The organism is Methylobacterium currus, assembly GCF_003058325.1.
GTDB lineage: Bacteria > Pseudomonadota > Alphaproteobacteria > Rhizobiales > Beijerinckiaceae > Methylobacterium > Methylobacterium currus.
In genome coordinates this window covers 728,306-746,256 of the sequence record NZ_CP028844.1, presented here as the reverse complement: position 1 = coordinate 746,256, position 17,951 = coordinate 728,306, and the positions used below count along the sequence as shown (strand labels likewise).

The window sequence follows — 17,951 nt, the reverse complement described above, 5'->3', positions numbered from 1 at the left end:
CGTCAGCGCGCGGTAAGGCGGTTGGCGATTAGGACGTAGGTGCCGGTGAGCACCATCGTCGACAGGATGCAGAGGAGCCCGAACACGGTCGCAACCGTAACTGCCATCCCGGTGGCGATCGGGCGGGTCATCGTCTCGGGCGAGGCGATGAAGGTGCCGACGAAGCCAGCGTAGATCAGCGTCTGGATCGCCGCCATGATCCAGCCAAGCCGCGCCTGCGGCAGGTCGTCGCTTGATGATCGCGCAAGGGTGTGGTCCGCGGACATGCTTCCGGCCTCCGGCTTTCGAAGAAAAAGGACAGATCGGGGGCGGCTACTCGGCCGCCTTCGGGAAGGCGTCGGTGTCGGCACCCACGACGCGGCCGAAGCCGTTGTTGACACGGCTGCGCTGATACTTGTTCAGCCAGGTGCTGAACTGGACCGGCAGCATGTCGTAGGGGCGCTCCTCGCCGAGCACCATCGCGGCGTAGACCGGCCAGTGCGGGTTGGCGAGCATCGGCCGGCCGAGCATGACGAGGTCGACCTGTCCCTCGCGGACGATCGCGTCGGCGTAGACCGGGTCGGCGAGATTCCAGTTCGCGGCGGTGAGCACACCGGCCTCCTCGCGGATGCGCTGCGCCGCCGGGACCATGAAGCCCTCCTCGTCCCACGGCGTCTGGGCACGGCCCGAATTGCCGCCGAACGACACGTCCACAAGGTCGAGACCGCGTGGTGCGAGCAGGCGGGCGAGTTCGACCGAGTCGTCGATCGTCTGTCCGCCGGGCGCGAACTCGGTGACGCCGAAGCGCATTGAGAGCGGCAGCCGCTCGGGCCATTCCGAGCGCACCGCCTCGAAGACTTCGACGAGAAGCCGGCTACGGCCTACGAAGTCGCCGCCGTATTCGTCGGTGCGCTGATTGGCGAGCGGGGAGAAGAAGCTCGAGAGCAGGAAGCCGTGCGCGCAATGAATCTCCAGCCACTGGAAGCCGGCCTCGCGTGCCCGGCGCGCGGCCTCGGCGTATTGCCGCGTGACAGCCCGGATGTCGTCGTGGGTCATGGCCCGGGGGACGCGCGGCATAATCCCGCCGAAGGCGCTGGCGGAGGGACCGATCATCTCCCAGGCGTCGGGATGGTCTTCCGGCAGATGCCCGCCGCCCTTCCACGGCGGCTCGACGCAGCCCCGGCGGCCCGTATGGCCGAGCTGTATGCCCGGGATCGAGCCCACCGATGCGACGAAGCGGGCGATCCGCGCCAGCGCCTCGCCCTGCTCGTCGTTCCAGATGCCCGCGCACTGGGTGGACATGCGGCCCTCCGGCGCCACCGCAGCCTGCTCGACCATGACGAGGGCGGCGCCGCCCGCGGCCTTGGAGCCCAGATGCGCCAGGTGCCAGTCGGTGACGAGGCCGTCCGGCGACGAGAATTGCGTCATCGGCGACACCGCGATCCGATTGCGCAGCGTGACGTCCCGGACCTTGAGTTCGCTGAAGAGTGAAGATGCCACGGTGAGTCCCCCTTACAGGCATGTCCGGCCGAACCTTGCGCTCTAGGCTTCTGCCGGATAAAAGTGCGCCATGCCTGAAAATCGTCCAATATAAGCAAGGAACGGGCATCCAAATGCCTGCATCTGCGCTGCCGATGACTTGCGTGGCTTGAAGACTGCCCCTACCCTGTCGGAGCCATCTTCCAAAAACGCGCCGGCCTTGATCAGATTTCGGCCAACGTGGAGGCAGGAGATGGCCGGAGGGGCGCGTGACCGAGACCGACGCGACGACGATCACGACCATGCAGACGCGTGACATCAGCTCCTGGCCGAAGAACGTGGCACTCGCCCGCAGCACGGGGCGGGGATGGCGCAACATCCATGCCCAGCACGTCGCCGTGGAACCATGGACCGGGACGCTCGACCCGGTCGGCAATCCCTGCCTCGGTTACTGCGTCAATCGCCCGGCGCAGATCCGCCGGCGCATCGGGCGGTGCGGCCCCACTGAAACCAGCACGCTCCGTCCCCGCCAGTTCCACCTAATCCCGGCGCATGACGAGAGTGAATGGCAGCGCCGGGGTCGGTCCGAGATGCTGGCGATGCATCTCCACCAGGGCCTGATCGACGACACCGCGCGGCAGATGTGGAGCTCTGCCGCCAGGCGCGTCGAGCTCGACGTTCCGCTCGGGACGTCCGACCCGCTCCTCGAGCAGCTCGCGCTGGCGATCCTCGACATCCTGCGGGAGTCCCCCGATCCTGCCTCGGCGCTCTACGTGGACGAGCTGGTCCACGCCATGGTTGTCCGCCTTGTGCGGACCTACACGGCCGATGGTCGCTCGTCGCGAGTCGGGCCGGACGCCCAGTTGCCCGACCGCGCCGATCTCGGGCGCGTCCGCGACCTTGTCGAGGCGCGTCTCGCCGAAGATCTCTCCCTGGCGAGCATCGCCGGAGAAATCGGCGTCTCCCCGCGCTCCTTGTCACGCGCCTTCCACCAGCACTGGGGGACCACGGTCCATCAATACGTGCTGTCCCGCCGCCTGGAGCGAGCGAAGACGATGCTGGGTTCGACGGACCTGACGATCACGTCGATCGCGCTCGACACGGGGTTCTCGAGCCAGAGCCATCTGGCGACGGCATTCCGAAAGCTGACGGGACTGACTCCCAAGGAGTTCAGGCAATCCGGAAAGTGACGGGCGGGATTCGGTGCGCCTTACAAAATTTCCGCTGCGCTGAATCCGCCATGGCACGCACCGGCGGCGAGCGGGAGTTGTGCGAGAGAGACCAGAGCGCGACCAGATCATCCTGCGGCTCGACGATGATGCCGAAGCCGGCATGGAACGGTCCGGCCTCGAACAGACGCATGCCGATCACCAGACCCTCGAGCGCTGAGGTTTCGAGGCTCTCGTCGATGAGCGGCTCCGAAGGCAACGGTCACACGGTCGAAGCGTGTCGGGTGCGGCGGGGGGGAGGCTGAGAGGGGCCGGCATTGTGTCCCGGATGCCGGACGGTGAGCGGTGCGGCCGACGCCGCGTGCCACTGGTGTGCCGCCCGGGGTCTGGGTGGCAGCTCGCTGACACGCTGTGCCCTGGTGCCCGAACGGCACTTGCGCCGGTAGCTGCCGACGCGCGGAGAACGCCTCGCCGCCGCGTATCTCAAGTCAGGCCTGCACCCCGGCCCGTGCGACCTCGCCCGCGTCCTTCAGGTTCGCCACATCCCAGCACAGGCTCATCACGCGCCGGATCTGCGCCTCGGGCAGGATGCCGTCGGTGAGGTCGGTGAACTTGCGCTCCAGATCCCGTCGCTCATCGGGTTCTCAACGCTGCCGATCGCGTGCTCGATGTGGCGCGTCAGCATGCGCCCGTCCGCGAGCGTGATCGTCAGGTCGACCTGCTCGGGCTTCACGCCCGGGGTGACGGCCGGGACGATCTTGGCGCGTAAGGCCGTCACGACGGGGTCGCGCACCGCCCGATCGCTGAACTGCTTCTCGCCGCCCGCCCCCTCGACGAGGGCCACCGCCACCGCGTGGTAGATGCTGAACTTGCCCTCGAGCCCGGAGCGCGGCGCGGTCTTACCGGTGAGTTCGAGCACGAGCGGGTGCACCGTGAGGTCGACCCGCTGGATCTGCTCGGGGGTCAGCCGGTTCTCGTTGCGCAGCTGCACCGCCGCGTCGATCGCCGGATGCATGACGATGCCGCAGGCGAAGGGCTTGTAGGTGTTGAGCGCCGCCTCGCGAGACCAACCAAGGCACGCCAGACTCCGTTCCGACCTGATCACTTCCCATGCGGCGCAGCCGTATGAACATGCACACGAAGGCTTCAAGGCCGAGGCAATCCGCCAAGGCCTCGGGCGCACTGGCTTGCCTGGTGCAACAGGACCTGTCCAGAGATATAGCCATACTGGATCAGGGCTGCGCTCTGGAAAAATACCGGAGCGCGGAATAATTTCCGACCGCGACTTCACATCTTTAATATTCGCGGGTCCGGCGCAGTCTAATATGGGTTTCCTTGAGCTCCCTGCCGCCGAGGCGAGCAGCAATGCCAAGCTCGCACGCACAAGGGATCACGGTAAAACCCAAGACTAGCAAAATGACATACAATGATGATCATATTGATGAAAATGCCGCGGATATTGACACCGCTCGACAGGATTTTTCGCTCTTCAAGGCTGCCCTGGATGGAATTGGAGAGGCTGTCATTATCACGGGCCCCCAGCTCAGCCGACCCGGACCAGTGATTGAATACGTTAATCCCGCCTTCTGCCGAATGACAGGATATTCCGCCCAGGAGGCTGTCGGGAAGACGCCACGCATCCTTCAGGGCCCTTTGACAGACCGCGCAGTGTTGGGCCGCCTCCGGTCCGATCTCGAGATGCGAGAAGCTTTCCAGGGCACCGCAATCAATTATCGGAAGGACGGCACGACCTATCTTCTCCACTGGCACATCACACCGATGCGCAACCGAGCGGGAGAACTGACGCACTGGATTGCCCTCCAACGCGAAATCAAGTCCGACGCGGGCGGTGATGAGGCGTTCGAGGAGGGGGTGCATCGCGTGCGCCAGATCACCAGCCAGGCGGCAGCGTGCTTGGCCGGAAAGGTCCGACCAACGGACCATGCAAACCATCGTCGGAATCCATCCGAGCCAGGGACGCGTGACCTTCAGATGCAGGTGCGTGACACCCTCGCCACCATACGCTCGATCGCCCGCCGCACGGCCGAGACCCACGAAGCGGCCGAAGACTACATCATGCACCTCGATGGGCGGATAAGCACCCTCGCGCGTGTGAAGAGTGCCGCCGTGGAACCCGGTGGGTACCGCTTGGAATTGGGGGGGCTGGTGATACAGGAATTGCTGGCCTTCGACACGCCAGGCGAAAATCGAGTGAAGATCAAAGGACCAAAAATTTATCTCCCACCGCGAATGGCGGAGATAATCGGGCTCGGAATTCATGAACTTACAACGAACGCGCTCAAATTCGGTGCGCTGTCGGAGGCGAGTGGTTCCGTGACGGTCAGTTGGCGCGTCGAGTCCCGCGGGACAATGCCTCGGGTCATCATCACGTGGGTGGAGAGTGGCGCGTCAAAACTGGTGGGGTCATTCACTAAAAATGGCTTCGGGATGAACTACTTAGAGCGGATCATGCCGCGTGATCTCGGCGCGAAGGCAAAGTTCGAATTTTCATCACGTGGCTTGATCTATAGATTGAGTTTTCCTCTTGCCAATAAAATTTCTGCCAACAACTAGAAATTTGCCGATAGATGCAAAAAATCGGATCGAACTCGGAGAAATCACACAATCGACGAAAATCAGGTCTTCTCATAGAGTCTCTCTGGTATGAAATCAATCTGCTATTGCGCAAAGACTGAATAATACGGTTCATGTGCAAGAACGAGACGGCCGTTGCGTCCGCTGGATCAGTCTGCATCAGACGCAATTTGCAATTATCATTTGATGTCAAGCCAATCGTCTGCAGTCGAACGGACAATTCGCAAAAGAGATGCCTCAAGCGCTTTTCAGCTGGACGGATATCATTGACGAGCCATTCTCGCTCTATTTCCAGCTCAACGAATGTTGTCGATCACAATGAGCGATGCCCGCATGTTGCGCCGACAAGCTCTCGAGTTCCTGGCGCTGAACATGGGCGATGGAGCAGCGAGTGAGGGCCCCCAGGTGCCAATCCGACGCGAAGTGAGCGGTGGCATGGATGTCATAGAGATCGCCTGGTGGCAGGACATGCACGATCCGACGCTGTCTCTCGGGACGAAGCTTGTAGCGGCAGGCGACGCCACTCACGATCAAGGGCACAGTCTGATCCCATCTCCTTTACGCAATATCTTGTCGTGAATTTATGCAATGGGCCTTCACCGTCAATCCTCGGAGAGCATCCCGCTCCATCTGAAACAGAGGCCCAGCATGTTCTAACCGCTGGATCAAGACATCGAGAGCCATCTGTTTTGTTTCGCCCCTCTTATCTGTAACTCTTTATATGGGACGATGAATAGATATAAAGTATACCATAACGCTGCGGGGTGTTGGTCGCACCCTTCCATGAAAAATAAATTTAGCCCATCGCTTCCAACAGAGTTGGCCGCAGCTTAAGCGAAGACATGCCAGCGCTTGCGCCGTTCGAGGAGCACGCGCCCGAGCCGTCCGATCGCGCCGATTGGACCCTAGGACCGCCGGAGGCCCGCTTGCGGGCGAGCGCTGCCTGCGGCTGCCGATCCCGGGCCGGTTGCCACCGCAGCCCCGTCCGGATCACGTCCTATCGCGTAGGCTTGGCCCGCCGGCATCTCAAGCGCCCCGAAGCTGGCCTCAGGCTCAGGAGAGCGGTGCAGTTGCTCTAAGGGACGCGCAACCGCCCCCGGCCTGGCGAGAGGATCGCCGCCCAAGTCGGGCTAGGCGCGGTCAGTCGGCCTCCGTGGGGGCCGTCCGGATGAAGGTCAGCACCTCGTTCAGAGGCAGCGATCCGGGATAGTCGGGGAAGGCGAGGGCAACGGGTGCGCCGAGGGCGGACATGATGTGCCGCAAGTCCTCGACCCAGGCATCGGCGTCAGCCTGGGTCGCGAAGCCGGTGCGGACCATCGTCTTGTCCGGCTCGATGGTCACCGTCACGGAAAATCGCCCGTCCGGCATGTCAAAGATCTGATAGGTCACGCGGCGGGCCATTCGGCCCGTCTAGCGCAAAGGCATGCCCCTGAAAAGCACATTTTGCGATTATTGACATTAGAATAACTAGTAAAAGAAATCCGGGTTTAAATCGACACGATGCCGTCGCACGGTGTTTCTTCGCGTCGCGTGCCGCGTCGGCCCTATCGCCGCCGCGAGGCCCGCCCGAGCTTGTGAGGAGGTCGCGGAAGCGCTCCGCCACCCCAGCCACTGCGCACGGCAGCCGGGCTCAACCGGGCCAGCCGAGGCGGATCACCGTGACCGGTCGGCTACCGTCGGGCGCAGTCGCGTCGATCCAGACCATCGCGAAGGCGCGCTCGCCGCGTGAATAGGCAAATCCGTGCCGTCCGCGGCCCAGCCGTGCGGTGAAATCGGCGATCGGCTGCCAGCCGGCCTCCTGGGCGCGCGTCTCGTACCACCGCGCCAGCGCGGTGAAATTCGTGCTCGCCGGGGCGATGAGGGTCACTTCGATGCCTCGTCCGAAGGATGGCCTCAACGCATCCTGGGCAGCCTTCGCTGCCCGATTGTCGAGGGAGGCGATCACATCACCGAAGGCATATTCCGCGGGCCTGGCGATCGGTGCCGGGGGATCAGGCAGCGTCACAGGCGCGGCATCCGTGCAGGACACCACCAGCGTGACGGCGACCGCCCCCATCGAGGCACTGATGATCGTGCCGACAGAATTCAGCATCACGGCCACGGCTTCGCATGACCGAGCCGGACCGGTCCAGCCTTTTACCCCCTCCGCGAGCCCCGCCTGCGGGCGAGGGCGGCCTGGGCTTGCCGCTCCGCCGCCCGCCGCGTCCAGGCCGGCTGCCACCGCAGCGCCCCGTCCGGATCGGTGCCGAGGGCGGAGGCCTGTCCCGCCGGCAACAGGCCCCCCCGCCGCACCCATAGCGTCGCGGCCCCGATGGGGATCGGCCGCGTCCCGCAGGAGCATCAACCCGGCGAGGCTGCGGGAGCGTCACCGGACGTTGTCAGTCAGCCGCAGGTCCAAGCTCCGTGGCGTCGCCGAGATAGACGGGGACGCCGCGCAGGACGCCTTGGAAGTGCGTCAGCGGCGCGCCGATCGTCAGGCCCGACGAGCCGATCGCGTATTCACGGATCGTATCCTCGTGCGAGCCCATCCGCTTCTTCACGACGGAGATCGCCCGGCGGACTTGGCCACGCGCCTCGAAGTAGCGCATCAGCACGACGGTATCGGCCAGGTATGTGAGGTCGACCGGCGACGTCATGCTGCCGACGAGCCCGTGCTGGGCGACCGTCAGGAAGGTCGCCGCCCCCTGCCGGTTGAGGTATTGCAGCAATTCATGGATGTGCAGGATCAGCGCGTTCTCCTGCGGCATGGCAGCCTGGTAGCCGTTGAGGCTGTCGATCACCACGGTCTTCACCGCGTGGGTGTCCACGCAGCGGCGGACCTGATGCGCGAATTCGCCCGGCGACAGCTCGGCGGCGTCGACCTGCTCAAGGAAGAGCAGCCCCTGGTCGCGCAACGCCTCGAGATGGATCCCCATCTCCCGGGTCCGATCGAGAAGAATGCCCAGTTCCTCGTCGAACACGAACATCGCGGCCCTCTCGCCGCGAGCGACGGCCGCGAGCACGTACTGGATGGCCAACAGCGACTTGCCGGCGCCGGCCGGCCCCAGGATCAGGGTGCTCGATCCCTGCTCGATGCCACCGCCCAGAAGCGCGTCGAGGGCGCCGATGCCGCTCGCCCGCTGGGTGCGTGCGAAGGCTGTCTTGTGCTCCAGCGAGACCAGGCGCGGGAAGACCTGCGCGCCGCCGGTCGCGATGGTGAAATCGTGGTAGCCGCCACGGTAGCGCTGCCCGCGGTACTTGGCGATCCGCAGGCGTCGTCTCTCCGCCCCATACTCGGGTGTCAGCTCCTCGAGGCGAACGACACCCTGAGCCACGCTGTGGACGGCCTTGTCCATCACGTCGGCCGTGAGATCGTCGAGCATCAGGACGGTGGCGCCCTGCACGGCGAAGTAGTGCTTGAGCGCCAGGATCTGCCGACGATAGCGCAGGGAGCCGCCGGCCAGGAGCCGGATCTCCGACAAGCTGTCGAGCACGATGCGGTCAGGCTTGCGCTCCTTGACCGCCTGCAGGATGGCGCGGGTGCTCTCGCCGAGCTCGAGGTCGGATGAGTAGAGCAGGCTCTGCTGCTGGCTTTCCTCGAACAGGCTCTCGGGCGGAACGAGTTCGAACACCGCGAGATGCTTGTCGAGGCTCCAGCCGTGGGAGGTGGCGTTGTCGCACAGCTCCTGCTTGGTCTCCGACAGGGTGATGTAGAGGCCGACCTCGCCGGCCTCCGCACCCGCGAGCAGGAACTGCAGAGCGATGGTGGTCTTGCCCGTGCCCGGGTCGCCCTCGAGCAGGTAGAGGCGATTACGGGTGAGGCCACCACCCAGGATGTCGTCGAGGCCGGTGATGCCGAAGAGGGCCTTCGTGCTCGGCTCTGTGGACGTGGTCATGAAGTCAGATCTCGGCAGGCAGGGGGGCCCAAAGCGGCAATCCGGGCTCATCGTCGGCCCGTCCGGTCGCGCGCCTGAGGCCGGGGTGTCCCCCTTGCAGGATGCTGTACCACAGTAATGTCAGCCGCAGGCGAATGCTGGTGACCGAGCCGGGTCGCGGGCCCCTCATCCGATCAAGCCGATCGGATCCGCCTTTCTACCGTCGCCGCGCGGATCGCGTGCGGGCGAGGGCGGCCTCGGCCTGCCGTTCCGCCGCCCGCCGCTTCCAGGCCGGCTGTGCCAACGCAACGCTCCGTCCGGGTCGGCGCCCACCGCGTAGGCTCGGGCCACCGGCACCAGGCACCCCGCCGCATCCGTGGCCTCGCCTGGCGCGGCCGGTGCCGCCGGCGCGCCGACGATCCGGCCTGTCTGCCGCCCCTGGCCCGATTGCCGCGCCAGCCAATCCGCCGCCACATCCCCGAGGAGATCGCGAAACCGCTGCGCCACCCCGGCCACCGCCGCCCGCCCGTCGCCGCGGCCGAGCCCGCGGGCGATGCCGGCGAAGTCCCGCCCCTTGGCCAGGACCTGGTGCAGGAACCGCATCCCCACCGTGCCGATCGCCTCGCGGAGCTTGTCCAGCAGCCGCTCGACCAGCCGCCCGTCATCGATGGCGCGCAGGATCGCCAGCTCGTGCGCCACCGTGTGATCGACCCGGTTGCCGCCTCTCCGGCGAGCCCGCGCCCCGGCCCGGCGCTCGAACGTTTCCTGCAGCACGCGCCCGACGAGGTACGCCTCCGCCGAGAGGCGGCCGTGGCTGGCCTCGCGCCCCAGGAGGTCGGTGCAGCGGTGGACGGTGACGTGCCGCCGCTCCGGCTCGGCGAGGGGATCGCGCTCCGGGTTGGGCCAGGGATCGGTGACGGCCGCGATGGCGGTGCGGAGGGGAGGGGAGGGGTGAGGTCGGGCGGAGTTGGGCGGGGTGAGTGCAGGGCCGCCGTCGTAGCGGTGACGCCGTGCGGTGTGCGGCGGCGTCCGGCGCACCAAGTGGTCGGCGGCGTCCATCTCAGCACTCCTGCGGCATGGTGAAACAAGGCGTCCAGCCGCAGCCGTGCCAAGCGCAAGGGGCAATAATGACGCATCTATTTCTGAGATCGGACTATGGTGAGCGTGCATGAACCCGCACGAACGTCTCCTTGTAGGTTGTTCCAAGGCGGATAGTGGGGGCGTCGACCATGAGGGTCCGATTTTGGGTGGAAAGCCGACCTCCGCCGCGCGACAATCGCCCGTTCCCTCATTGAACCGAAGCTAGGACAAGAATGCGAAGAGGCTGCCGGACACCAGCAGGAAAACTGCAATCGCACAGAAGGTATGAAAAGGGCCGTTGATCATGTTCCGGTCGCACCCGATCACGATCTCGTCCAACAATGCTACGAGCTTCCGCAACTTCTGGGGTCCTTCAAGGCCAAGCACTCCCGAGCGAGACGGGAACGGCGGCTGAGCGCTCCCCCCGCGGTGAGCGCGGAAGGCGTTTAATGCAACAAATGTCGCATTAGTGGTAGGGGATGAGGGCCATGTCGTCAATGCGCAGGGCGGACGGTGATCTGGATCGCGTGAAGGATCGCCCCGGCGGACGAAGCTCGCAAATTCGCGAGGCGGTGAAGGCTGCCGTCCACGAGGAACTGATCGCGACCGGTTACGCCGAACTGTCGTATCGGAACATCGCGCGCCGAGCGGGCGTGGATGCGAGCACGCTCTACCGCCGGTGGCCGACGCGCCCGAGGCTTGTGGCAGACCTGCTTCTCGGTTTGTCTGACGAGTTCGTGACGATCCCCGACACGGGAACGTTGGAAGGTGATCTCACCGACCTCCTACAACAAATCGTCCAAGGCTTGGCTGACGTGAGAACCAGGAAGGTCGCTCTGTCATTAGCAATCGCGGCATCCGATGGCGATGAGGAAGTAACGGAGGTTATGAGGACATTCTGGCATCACCGTTTTGCCGCAGCGAGCGTCATTCTCGATCGAGCTTATGACAGAGGTGAGATCGCAGGCAGTCATCCCTGCGATTTAATTATTGAGAACCTAACCACCGCCGCCTGGTTCAGAGCAATATTCAGTCAACGCCCGATTGACAAAACATTTGTAGAAAAACGGGTCGCCGCTACGTTGAAGCTGCTGACGTGAGTTATTTGTATCGGCGCTTCGGATCGCATTTCAAGGCCCGTTATGAGGCTCCAGCAATGTCAATCATCCGAAATTTTTTGCATGACCCAATACTGATACGCAGAATGATGTCCAGGGATGGTATCGCCATGGTCTACTCTCGGTCAAAAAATGATCATAATTATCCTTCAATCTCTTCTCTCATGTATTTGATCAGGAATATTCATCAATCTCGGACCGTGCGAGGGTTAAGTTGAACAATTATAGACGTAATGCGTGAGAGACTTTCAGCTCTGATGCTGTCCAGCCAACCATGAAATCGATGAAAGCGCGCGTGGGCACTGGGATCAATGCGCGGTGCGGCCATAATAGATGAAGCGGAAGCGAGCGCTCGTGCCAACCCGGCATCACTTCCACCAAGCTTCCAGTGTTCAGATGCTCGTCGAGCAGGAAACTCGGTGCGAGCAGCAAGCCCCGGCCGAGCTGGGCGAGGCGGACGAGGAACTCGACGTCGGACGCCACGATGCGCCCTTGGAGCGTGGCGTTCGCCCGCTGCCCATCCCGAGACAGGAAGGACCACTTCATCGGCGCGGCCGTCTGCGCATAGATCAACGCCTCGTGCTGCGCGAGGTCTCGGGGATGCTGGGGCATGCCGGATGCCGCAAGATAGGCGGGTGAAGCAGCGAGGATCAGCGGAAAACTGGCGAGCCGACGCGACACGAGACTCGAAGGAGCGAGTTCGCCGAGCCGAATAGCAAGATCATAATCCCCAGTGAGCAGATCGGTCTTGTTCTCGGACAAGTCAATCTCGACGTCCACACGCGGATGCCGGTCGAGAAACGCTGCAATCGCCGGCGCGAGAAGACTGTTTCCAAACCCAAGGGGTGCGGTCAGGCGAAGCCGACCGCTCGGCTCTGCCTGACGAGCGCCCGCTTCTGCCTCCGCCAGTGCGATCTCTTCCAGCGCTGCGACACAGCGTTCGTAATAGGCTCGTCCGGCATCCGTCGGCGCAAGGCGGCGCGTGGTGCGGCTGAGCAAACGGACACCAAGGCGCGTCTCCAGCGCCTTGAGATGCTGTCCAGCCATCTCCGCCGAGAGACCTGTCGCGCGTCCCGCTGCTGCGATGCTGCCAAGCTCGATGGCGCGCCGCAGCACCATCATCCCTACGAGCCTATCCAGTGCCATTGCGAAATGCTGCTTCGGAGTGAGCCATCTTACATCGGGATTATAGGGCGGCCTGTGAACAAATACCCTCCGCCTCGTGATCGAGCATGGAGCGGAGCAATGGCGTCACGAACGATCCGGACGAGAGGCGCGGACCTCCTCATCGATGATGCCGGACAAACCGAGCCGGCGCTCGTCTTGCTGCATTACTGGGGCGGCTCGGCCCGTACATGGGACGCGGTCATCTCGCATTTGCCCATCACCGGGCGGAAGGTCGTCATCAACCAGCGCGGATGGGGTGGCTCACGCGCCTTGGATGGCCGCTATGATTTGGACGCGCTGTCCGACGACATCGTCGATACGGTAACGGCGCTCGGCATCAGGCAATATATTGTGGTCGGGCACTCCATGGGCGGCAAGGTAGCTCAACTGTTAGCCGGTCGCCGGCCCCTCGGTCTGGCTGGCATGGTGCTCGTGGCGCCGGCACCGCCGACTCCAATGCAAGTTCCGCCGGCGGTCAGGGCTGGCATGCTGGCTTCGTACCAGTCGCGGGGCGGCGTGCTGGAGGCTCTTCAAGTTCTAAGCGGTTCGGCGCTCGACGACGCGTGTCGGGAGCAGGTCATCCGAGACACGCTGAGCGGCGACGCCGGGGCCAAACGGTACTGGCCCGACCACGGCATGACGGTGGATATCACTGCGGCCCTGACAGGGCTGGAGGTACCCGTCGAGATCGTCCTGGCGGAGCACGACCAAGTCGAACGGGGAGCCATTTTGAAGCCGATTTTTGCCGAGCACCTGCCGTCTGCGACGATCACAACGATCTCCGGCATCGGCCACCTCGTTCCGCTCGAAGCGCCGGGAGAGATTGCGTCGAGTTGTGAGCGCATGATCGATCGCGTCCGCCTCATCCGCCGCGTCGACCTGGACGCGTTCATCGACGCCATGCCGGCATCGCGGGAAGCCTCATAGGATGAGTGAGGGCGCCGCCAGCCCCCCTGACTAGGGCGAGGCGGCTCTGACGGCCGCCCCGCGTTCACCGCAGATGAAGGGCGATCGGGACAGATCGCCTAGATTGATTTCAGCCGGAGACGGCTTCGGTCACGGCCTTGCTCGTCCGCCTCACCGTTTTCGCCACCCGTTTGAGCGCACTGGTCGCGACATCACCGGCCCGGGACAGCAGACCGCCCTTCTGCGCGCTGTTCAGGCGCTGCTCAATGGTCATGAACTTCGCGCCCTGCGGCGTGGGGAGGCCCGAGCGGTTCCGCCTCCACGAGGGGCGTCTACGAGCTTTTCCGGCCATTCCATCCTCCGATTGGCGAGTAACAGCCTATCTAGCAGGCTGCTGAAAAAGGGCTTCGCCTGTCGGCAGAAGCGTGATTCACTCTTCTGGGATCATCGGGAGAGTTTTCAGTGCGTGGTCAGGATCTCCGAAGCAGCTCGCTGTTCTCCTACGTGGATCTCGAGCGCCGCATTCGGCCTGACCATCCCCTGAGAACGATCCGAACTTTGGTCGACGAGGCGCTCACGACGCTCGACGGGCAGTTCTCGGAGATCTACTCGCAGATTGGCCGCCCCTCGATCCCACCCGAGCAACTCCTGCGCGCCATGCTGCTCCAGGCATTCTACTCCGTGCGCTCCGAGCGACAGTTGATGGAGCGCCTCGACTTCGACCTGCTGTTCCGCTGGTTCGTCGGCCTCGGCATCGACGATCCCGTCTGGGATGCCTCCACCTTCTCCAAGAACCGCGATCGGCTGCTGGGCGGCAGCGTGGCCGCCGCCTTCCTGAGCGCCGTGCTGGCGATCCCGCGCGTCAAGCGGCTGCTGTCGCAGGATCATTTCACCGTCGATGGCACCTTGATCCAGGCTTGGGCCTCGATGAAGAGCCTCAAGCCCAAGGACATTGCGCCCTCCGACCCGCCTGATCCCCCGGCAGGCGGGCGCAATCCCGACGTCGACTTTCGCGGCAAGAGCCTGTCCAACGACACTCATCAGAGCAGCACTGACCCCCAGGCGCGGCTCTACCGCAAGGGTCAGGGCAAGGAAGCCAAGCTCTGCTTCATGGGTCATGCGCTCATGGAGAACCGCAATGGGCTGATCGTCGATGGCTGCGTGACCCAGGCGACGGGGCAGGCCGAGCGCGTCGCGGCCCTGGCGATGATCGAGAAACGGGCCAACCGTCCCACCCGCGTCACCCTGGGCGCCGACAAAGGTTACGACGCCGCGGACTTCGTGAACGAACTGCGCGCCATGGCGGTGACGCCGCACGTGGCCTGCAACACGGCGGGACGCCGCTCCGCCATCGACGGACGCACCACACGCCAGCCCGGCTATGCGATCAGCCAGACGATCCGCAAGCGGATCGAGGAAAGCTTCGGCTGGAGCAAGGAGATCGGCCTGATCGGCCGCATCCGGGTCCGCGGGCGGGAGCGGATCGACATGGCCTTCACCTTCACAGCCGCAGCCTTCAACCTCGTGCGGCTGCCAAAACTCCTCGGAGCGTAAGCGACCGCCTGACGACAGAACGGTGCCGCCTCTTGCTCAACGCAGCCGAACCCTGCCCCAGCGCAGCGGTTGAGCCCGGCACGACGAGCCACCGCAACGCCGGTGCAAGGCGAAAACCAGCAAACCAAACGGCGCCAAGCCAGGCATCAAAGCGACAAGCCCCTTTTTCAGCAGCCTGCTAGGCGTCGGATCAGCCTCGCCCACCTGCAGCCGGCCACGCCGCCCATCAAGTGGGAGATAGCTGCTGACGACCCTGCAGCGGTCTCGACCTGCAGTCAGCTTCAGCCGATATACGGCCAGGCCCGCAGCGGACAGCAGTTCTCAGCCACAGGAGCGGAATTGACCGTCTGGTTTGATGCACCCGTTGGAACGATATGGGCCGCTTTGGCAGGACCAAGATGAGTCCACCCGCTCAGGATGGCCCCGGCGACAATGATCCGAATGATGGGCAGCATCGTTCTATCCCCCTTGCGGCCTCGAGCGACCGTCGACGAGGGGCGTGTAGAGCTTAACCATTGCATCTGTGTTGCGTGGCGTATTGCATGAGAGGTGTCAGATACGATCCTGCGTTCAAGCTGCGCCGTTCTGAGCCATCTCTCGTGCGAGCAGAATTGTCGCGAGCATGGACCGAAAGCGCCCGGGGGAAGTTTACTGAGTCTGAGAGGCTTCTCTCACCACGGACAGATCCGATGAAACATGCTCTCCTCACTGCAGCGACCGTGGCTGCTGCGTTTGCTCTCCTCCCGGCGACAGCCGATGCTCGTCCCGGCGGAGGAGGGTTCCGGGGTGGCGGCTTCGGCACCGGCGGCGGCGGATTTGGTGGTGCGCGCATCGGAGGCGCGGGTGGCGGCTTCCGAGGTGGTTCTGGGCTCGCGGCGGGCGGCTTCCGCGGCGGCGGAGGTCCGGGTGGCTTCCGTGGCGCTGCTGGCGGCTCGGGGCTTGCTGTCGGTGGTCAACGTGGAGTTGGTGCCGTCGCAGCTGGTGGCGTCCGTCCTGCCGTTGGCGGCTTTAACGGGCGCGGGTACGCCGGCAATCGAGGTGGCTACTACCGCGGACGGGGCTACGGGTACGGAGCTGCCGGGTTAGGCGTGGGCCTCGGGCTTGGCCTGGCCGCTGGAGGGTTGGGCTACGGGTACGGCGGCTATGATACCGGGTACTATGGTGATGGCTATGCGCCGGCCGGATACGGCGGGTTCGACGAGGGCTACGCGCCTGCTGCGACCGAGGTCACGTCCGATGCCGATCAGGTGAACTACTGCATCCAACGCTTCCGGTCCTATGACAGGGCCAGCGGCACCTACCTCGGCAACGATGGGCAGAGGCATCCCTGCCCGTAGGCTCACCTGATCGAGGGATGCCTGAAGCCCAGCGGCCGACATCGGCTTGCTGGGCATTCCCTTGAGACCTGTAGGCACATAGTACCAGTCGTACCCGGCTGACGGCCCCCGTGTCGTACAGCTGCCGAAGCGCTCTGCAAGACACAGCGATAATAGATCGGGCTTCAGCCCGTAGCCCCTGTCTCCTGGGTCCGGTGATCGTGAGCGCAGTCCTGCTATTGGCCCTGCCGGCCATCCATCGCCGCTTCTGCCGCCCTGACCATCTCTCCCAGATCCCGGCCCGCCTTCGCGATCATTCGCCGGAGTGCGATCGCTCGTGCCGTGCACCGCGCCCCATGCTTCCAGTTCGCCCGCGTAGCTCGCTCCCGGCCCTCGGGGGTCCTGGCGCCCGTGCTGGTGCCCCCGGTGGATGCCCGGCATGTGCCCCGTCCCGACGCCGAGCCCCGCAGCGCGGAGCCGCGAACGCGCCCCGCAACTGATCGCAGGAACACCCCTCATGGGGTGTGTCAACGCCGATTGAAGTCTGACCCACCTTTGGGTTTGTCGCCGATCGTAACCTGACCCACCCCTCACGCAGGAACGTCTGGTTCCCGCACTGGCCGCGCCACCAGTCCGGCGCGCCGCTTGTCCTTCAGCCGGTAGCTCTCGCCGGTGATCGTCACCACGCTGGCATGGTGCAGCACCCGGTCCAACATCGCCGCCGTCAGCACCGCGTCGCCGGCAAACGCCTGGTCCCACGCCCCGAACGACAGGTTCGAGGTCAGGATCATCGCGCCCCGCTCGTAGCGCTTGGCCGCCACCTGGAAGAACAGGTTCGCCTGCTCGCGCGCGAACGGCAGGTAGCCGATCTCGTCGACGATCAGCAGCCGGTAGAGGTTCACCGCCCGGTGCATCGCCTCCTTCAGGCGACCCTGGCGCTGCGCCGTCTCCAGCGTCAGGACCAGGTCCGCCGCACTGGTGAAGCGCACCTTCATCCCGCGCTGCGTCGCCAGGTAGCCGAGCGCGATCGCCAGATGCGTCTTGCCCACGCCGGACGGACCCAGGAACACCACGTTCTGCGCCCGTTCCACGAAGGCCAGGCTGGCCAGTTCCTGGATCTGCGCCCGCGGCGCTCCGGTGGCGAAGCCGAAGTCGTAGCCCTCCAGCGTCTTCACCGCCGGGAACCCCGCCACCCGGGCGAACATCTCCCGTGCCCGGGTGCGCCGGGCCTCGCGCTCGGCGCGCAGCACCTCCTCCAGGAAGACGGCGTAGGGCGTGTCGCGCTCGGATGCCGCTTGCGCGAGCGCGCCGTAGGCCGCGGGCACCGCCTGCAGGCGCAACTCGCCGCAGAGTTCGGCGAGGCGGGCATGCTGCAGGTCGCTCATGCCGGCTCTCCCGTCATCAGGCCCGAGAGCCCGTCGTAGAGCGCCAGCGGGTGCTGCAGCCCGACCACCGGGTGGGCGGGAGCCGGCACCGCCGGGGCCTTGATCTGGCGCACCGAGCGGCCGCCATAGGGCGGCGGCACCGGCTGCAACTGCGTCCGTTCCACGTCCAGGCGCTCGGCCGGCACCGCGCCGGTCGTGGCATGGACCCGCTGGTTGGCCACCGTGCGCAGCCAGCGACCCGCCGCCAGGTTGGCCGCCTCGCGATCGAGCACCAGCCCTTCCTGGCCCAGCCGGCTGGCCAGCGGCACGTAGAAGCTGCCGCGCAGGTAGCGGATGAAGCGCTCGACCT

The 17,951-nt window shown here is 65.0% G+C and carries 18 protein-coding genes and 1 pseudogene; 7 read left to right on the top strand and 12 right to left on the bottom strand.

Going from position 1 to position 17,951, the window contains the following annotated elements:
* Positions 1–2: 2 nt before the first annotated feature.
* Together DA075_RS33560 and DA075_RS33555 are read right to left on the bottom strand one after the other, a co-directional pair.
* Positions 3–266 carry a DUF485 domain-containing protein gene (locus DA075_RS33560; RefSeq protein ID WP_099957394.1) on the bottom strand — a complete coding sequence of 88 codons (264 nt, stop codon included), beginning with the start codon at positions 264–266 and terminating at the stop codon, positions 3–5.
* Between the two features lie 46 nt (positions 267–312).
* Complete coding sequence (locus DA075_RS33555; protein WP_099957393.1) at positions 313–1,479, bottom strand: NADH:flavin oxidoreductase/NADH oxidase; 1,167 nt, start codon at positions 1,477–1,479, stop codon at positions 313–315.
* Positions 1,480–1,727: 248 nt separating this feature from the next.
* Between DA075_RS33555 and DA075_RS33550 the strand changes: the two genes are divergently transcribed.
* The gene (locus DA075_RS33550; protein WP_244936662.1) at positions 1,728–2,648 is read left to right on the top strand and encodes a helix-turn-helix domain-containing protein; all 921 of its coding nucleotides are present in this window, start codon (positions 1,728–1,730) and stop codon (positions 2,646–2,648) included.
* Here the strand turns inward: DA075_RS33550 and DA075_RS33545 are convergent.
* Both DA075_RS33545 and DA075_RS33540 read right to left on the bottom strand, forming a co-directional pair.
* On the bottom strand, positions 2,629–2,820 hold the full coding sequence (locus tag DA075_RS33545) for a hypothetical protein (RefSeq protein WP_164712561.1): 192 nt from the start codon (positions 2,818–2,820) through the stop codon (positions 2,629–2,631). The genes DA075_RS33550 and DA075_RS33545 overlap by 20 nt on opposite strands.
* Positions 2,821–3,115: 295 nt before the next feature.
* Positions 3,116–3,702 (bottom strand): annotated as a pseudogene (locus DA075_RS33540) (MmgE/PrpD family protein); the annotation flags it as partial.
* 341 nt (positions 3,703–4,043) lie between these two features.
* Between DA075_RS33540 and DA075_RS33535 the strand changes: the two are divergent.
* Entirely contained in the window at positions 4,044–5,201 is a 1,158-nt protein-coding gene (locus tag DA075_RS33535; RefSeq protein WP_164712592.1) for a PAS domain-containing protein, read from the top strand.
* Between the two features lie 1,161 nt (positions 5,202–6,362).
* On the opposite strand, the gene DA075_RS33525 is transcribed toward DA075_RS33535, so the two are convergent.
* From DA075_RS33525 to DA075_RS33510, 4 genes are all read right to left on the bottom strand, one after another.
* Positions 6,363–6,623, bottom strand: coding sequence for a hypothetical protein (locus DA075_RS33525; RefSeq protein WP_099957389.1), 261 nt, complete (start codon positions 6,621–6,623; stop codon positions 6,363–6,365).
* A 229-nt stretch (positions 6,624–6,852) separates the two neighbouring features.
* Positions 6,853–7,314: a hypothetical protein gene (locus tag DA075_RS33520; RefSeq protein ID WP_099957388.1), complete on the bottom strand. Its 462-nt coding sequence runs from the start codon at positions 7,312–7,314 to the stop codon at positions 6,853–6,855.
* Between the two features lie 286 nt (positions 7,315–7,600).
* The gene (locus DA075_RS33515) at positions 7,601–9,097 is read right to left on the bottom strand and encodes an ATPase domain-containing protein (RefSeq protein ID WP_099957387.1); all 1,497 of its coding nucleotides are present in this window, start codon (positions 9,095–9,097) and stop codon (positions 7,601–7,603) included.
* 165 nt (positions 9,098–9,262) lie between these two features.
* Positions 9,263–10,135 (bottom strand): hypothetical protein, encoded by an 873-nt coding sequence (locus tag DA075_RS33510; RefSeq protein WP_099957386.1) that lies wholly within the window; start codon positions 10,133–10,135, stop codon positions 9,263–9,265.
* A gap of 509 nt (positions 10,136–10,644) precedes the next feature.
* Between DA075_RS33510 and DA075_RS33505 the strand changes: the two genes are divergently transcribed.
* On the top strand, positions 10,645–11,256 hold the full coding sequence (locus tag DA075_RS33505; protein WP_164712591.1) for a TetR/AcrR family transcriptional regulator: 612 nt from the start codon (positions 10,645–10,647) through the stop codon (positions 11,254–11,256).
* 240 nt (positions 11,257–11,496) lie between these two features.
* Here DA075_RS33505 and DA075_RS33500 read toward each other — a convergent pair whose 3' ends face one another.
* Positions 11,497–12,396, bottom strand: coding sequence for a LysR family transcriptional regulator (locus DA075_RS33500; protein WP_164712590.1), 900 nt, complete (start codon positions 12,394–12,396; stop codon positions 11,497–11,499).
* A 123-nt stretch (positions 12,397–12,519) separates the two neighbouring features.
* Between DA075_RS33500 and DA075_RS33495 the strand changes: the two genes are divergently transcribed.
* The gene (locus DA075_RS33495; protein WP_164712589.1) at positions 12,520–13,368 is read left to right on the top strand and encodes an alpha/beta fold hydrolase; all 849 of its coding nucleotides are present in this window, start codon (positions 12,520–12,522) and stop codon (positions 13,366–13,368) included.
* A gap of 109 nt (positions 13,369–13,477) precedes the next feature.
* On the opposite strand, the gene DA075_RS36910 is transcribed toward DA075_RS33495, so the two are convergent.
* Complete coding sequence (locus tag DA075_RS36910) at positions 13,478–13,621, bottom strand: hypothetical protein (RefSeq protein ID WP_164712588.1); 144 nt, start codon at positions 13,619–13,621, stop codon at positions 13,478–13,480.
* A 188-nt stretch (positions 13,622–13,809) separates the two neighbouring features.
* Here DA075_RS36910 and DA075_RS33490 point away from each other — a divergent pair, with 188 nt between their 5' ends.
* The 3 genes from DA075_RS33490 (at position 13,810) to DA075_RS38315 (ending at position 16,238) form a co-directional block, all read left to right on the top strand.
* Positions 13,810–14,901, top strand: coding sequence for an IS5 family transposase (locus DA075_RS33490; RefSeq protein WP_099951685.1), 1,092 nt, complete (start codon positions 13,810–13,812; stop codon positions 14,899–14,901).
* Positions 14,902–15,597: 696 nt separating this feature from the next.
* Entirely contained in the window at positions 15,598–15,987 is a 390-nt protein-coding gene (locus DA075_RS37950; RefSeq protein ID WP_244936661.1) for a hypothetical protein, read from the top strand.
* A 2-nt stretch (positions 15,988–15,989) separates the two neighbouring features.
* Complete coding sequence (locus DA075_RS38315; protein WP_276330945.1) at positions 15,990–16,238, top strand: BA14K family protein; 249 nt, start codon at positions 15,990–15,992, stop codon at positions 16,236–16,238.
* 569 nt (positions 16,239–16,807) lie between these two features.
* Here the strand turns inward: DA075_RS38315 and istB are convergent.
* Both istB and DA075_RS38715 read right to left on the bottom strand, forming a co-directional pair.
* Positions 16,808–17,602: an IS21-like element helper ATPase IstB gene (gene istB, locus DA075_RS33480; RefSeq protein ID WP_091889755.1), complete on the bottom strand. Its 795-nt coding sequence runs from the start codon at positions 17,600–17,602 to the stop codon at positions 16,808–16,810.
* Positions 17,599–17,910 carry a hypothetical protein gene (locus tag DA075_RS38715; RefSeq protein ID WP_420813168.1) on the bottom strand — a complete coding sequence of 104 codons (312 nt, stop codon included), beginning with the start codon at positions 17,908–17,910 and terminating at the stop codon, positions 17,599–17,601. The genes istB and DA075_RS38715 overlap by 4 nt, the downstream gene beginning before the upstream one ends.
* Positions 17,911–17,951 lie beyond the last annotated feature (41 nt).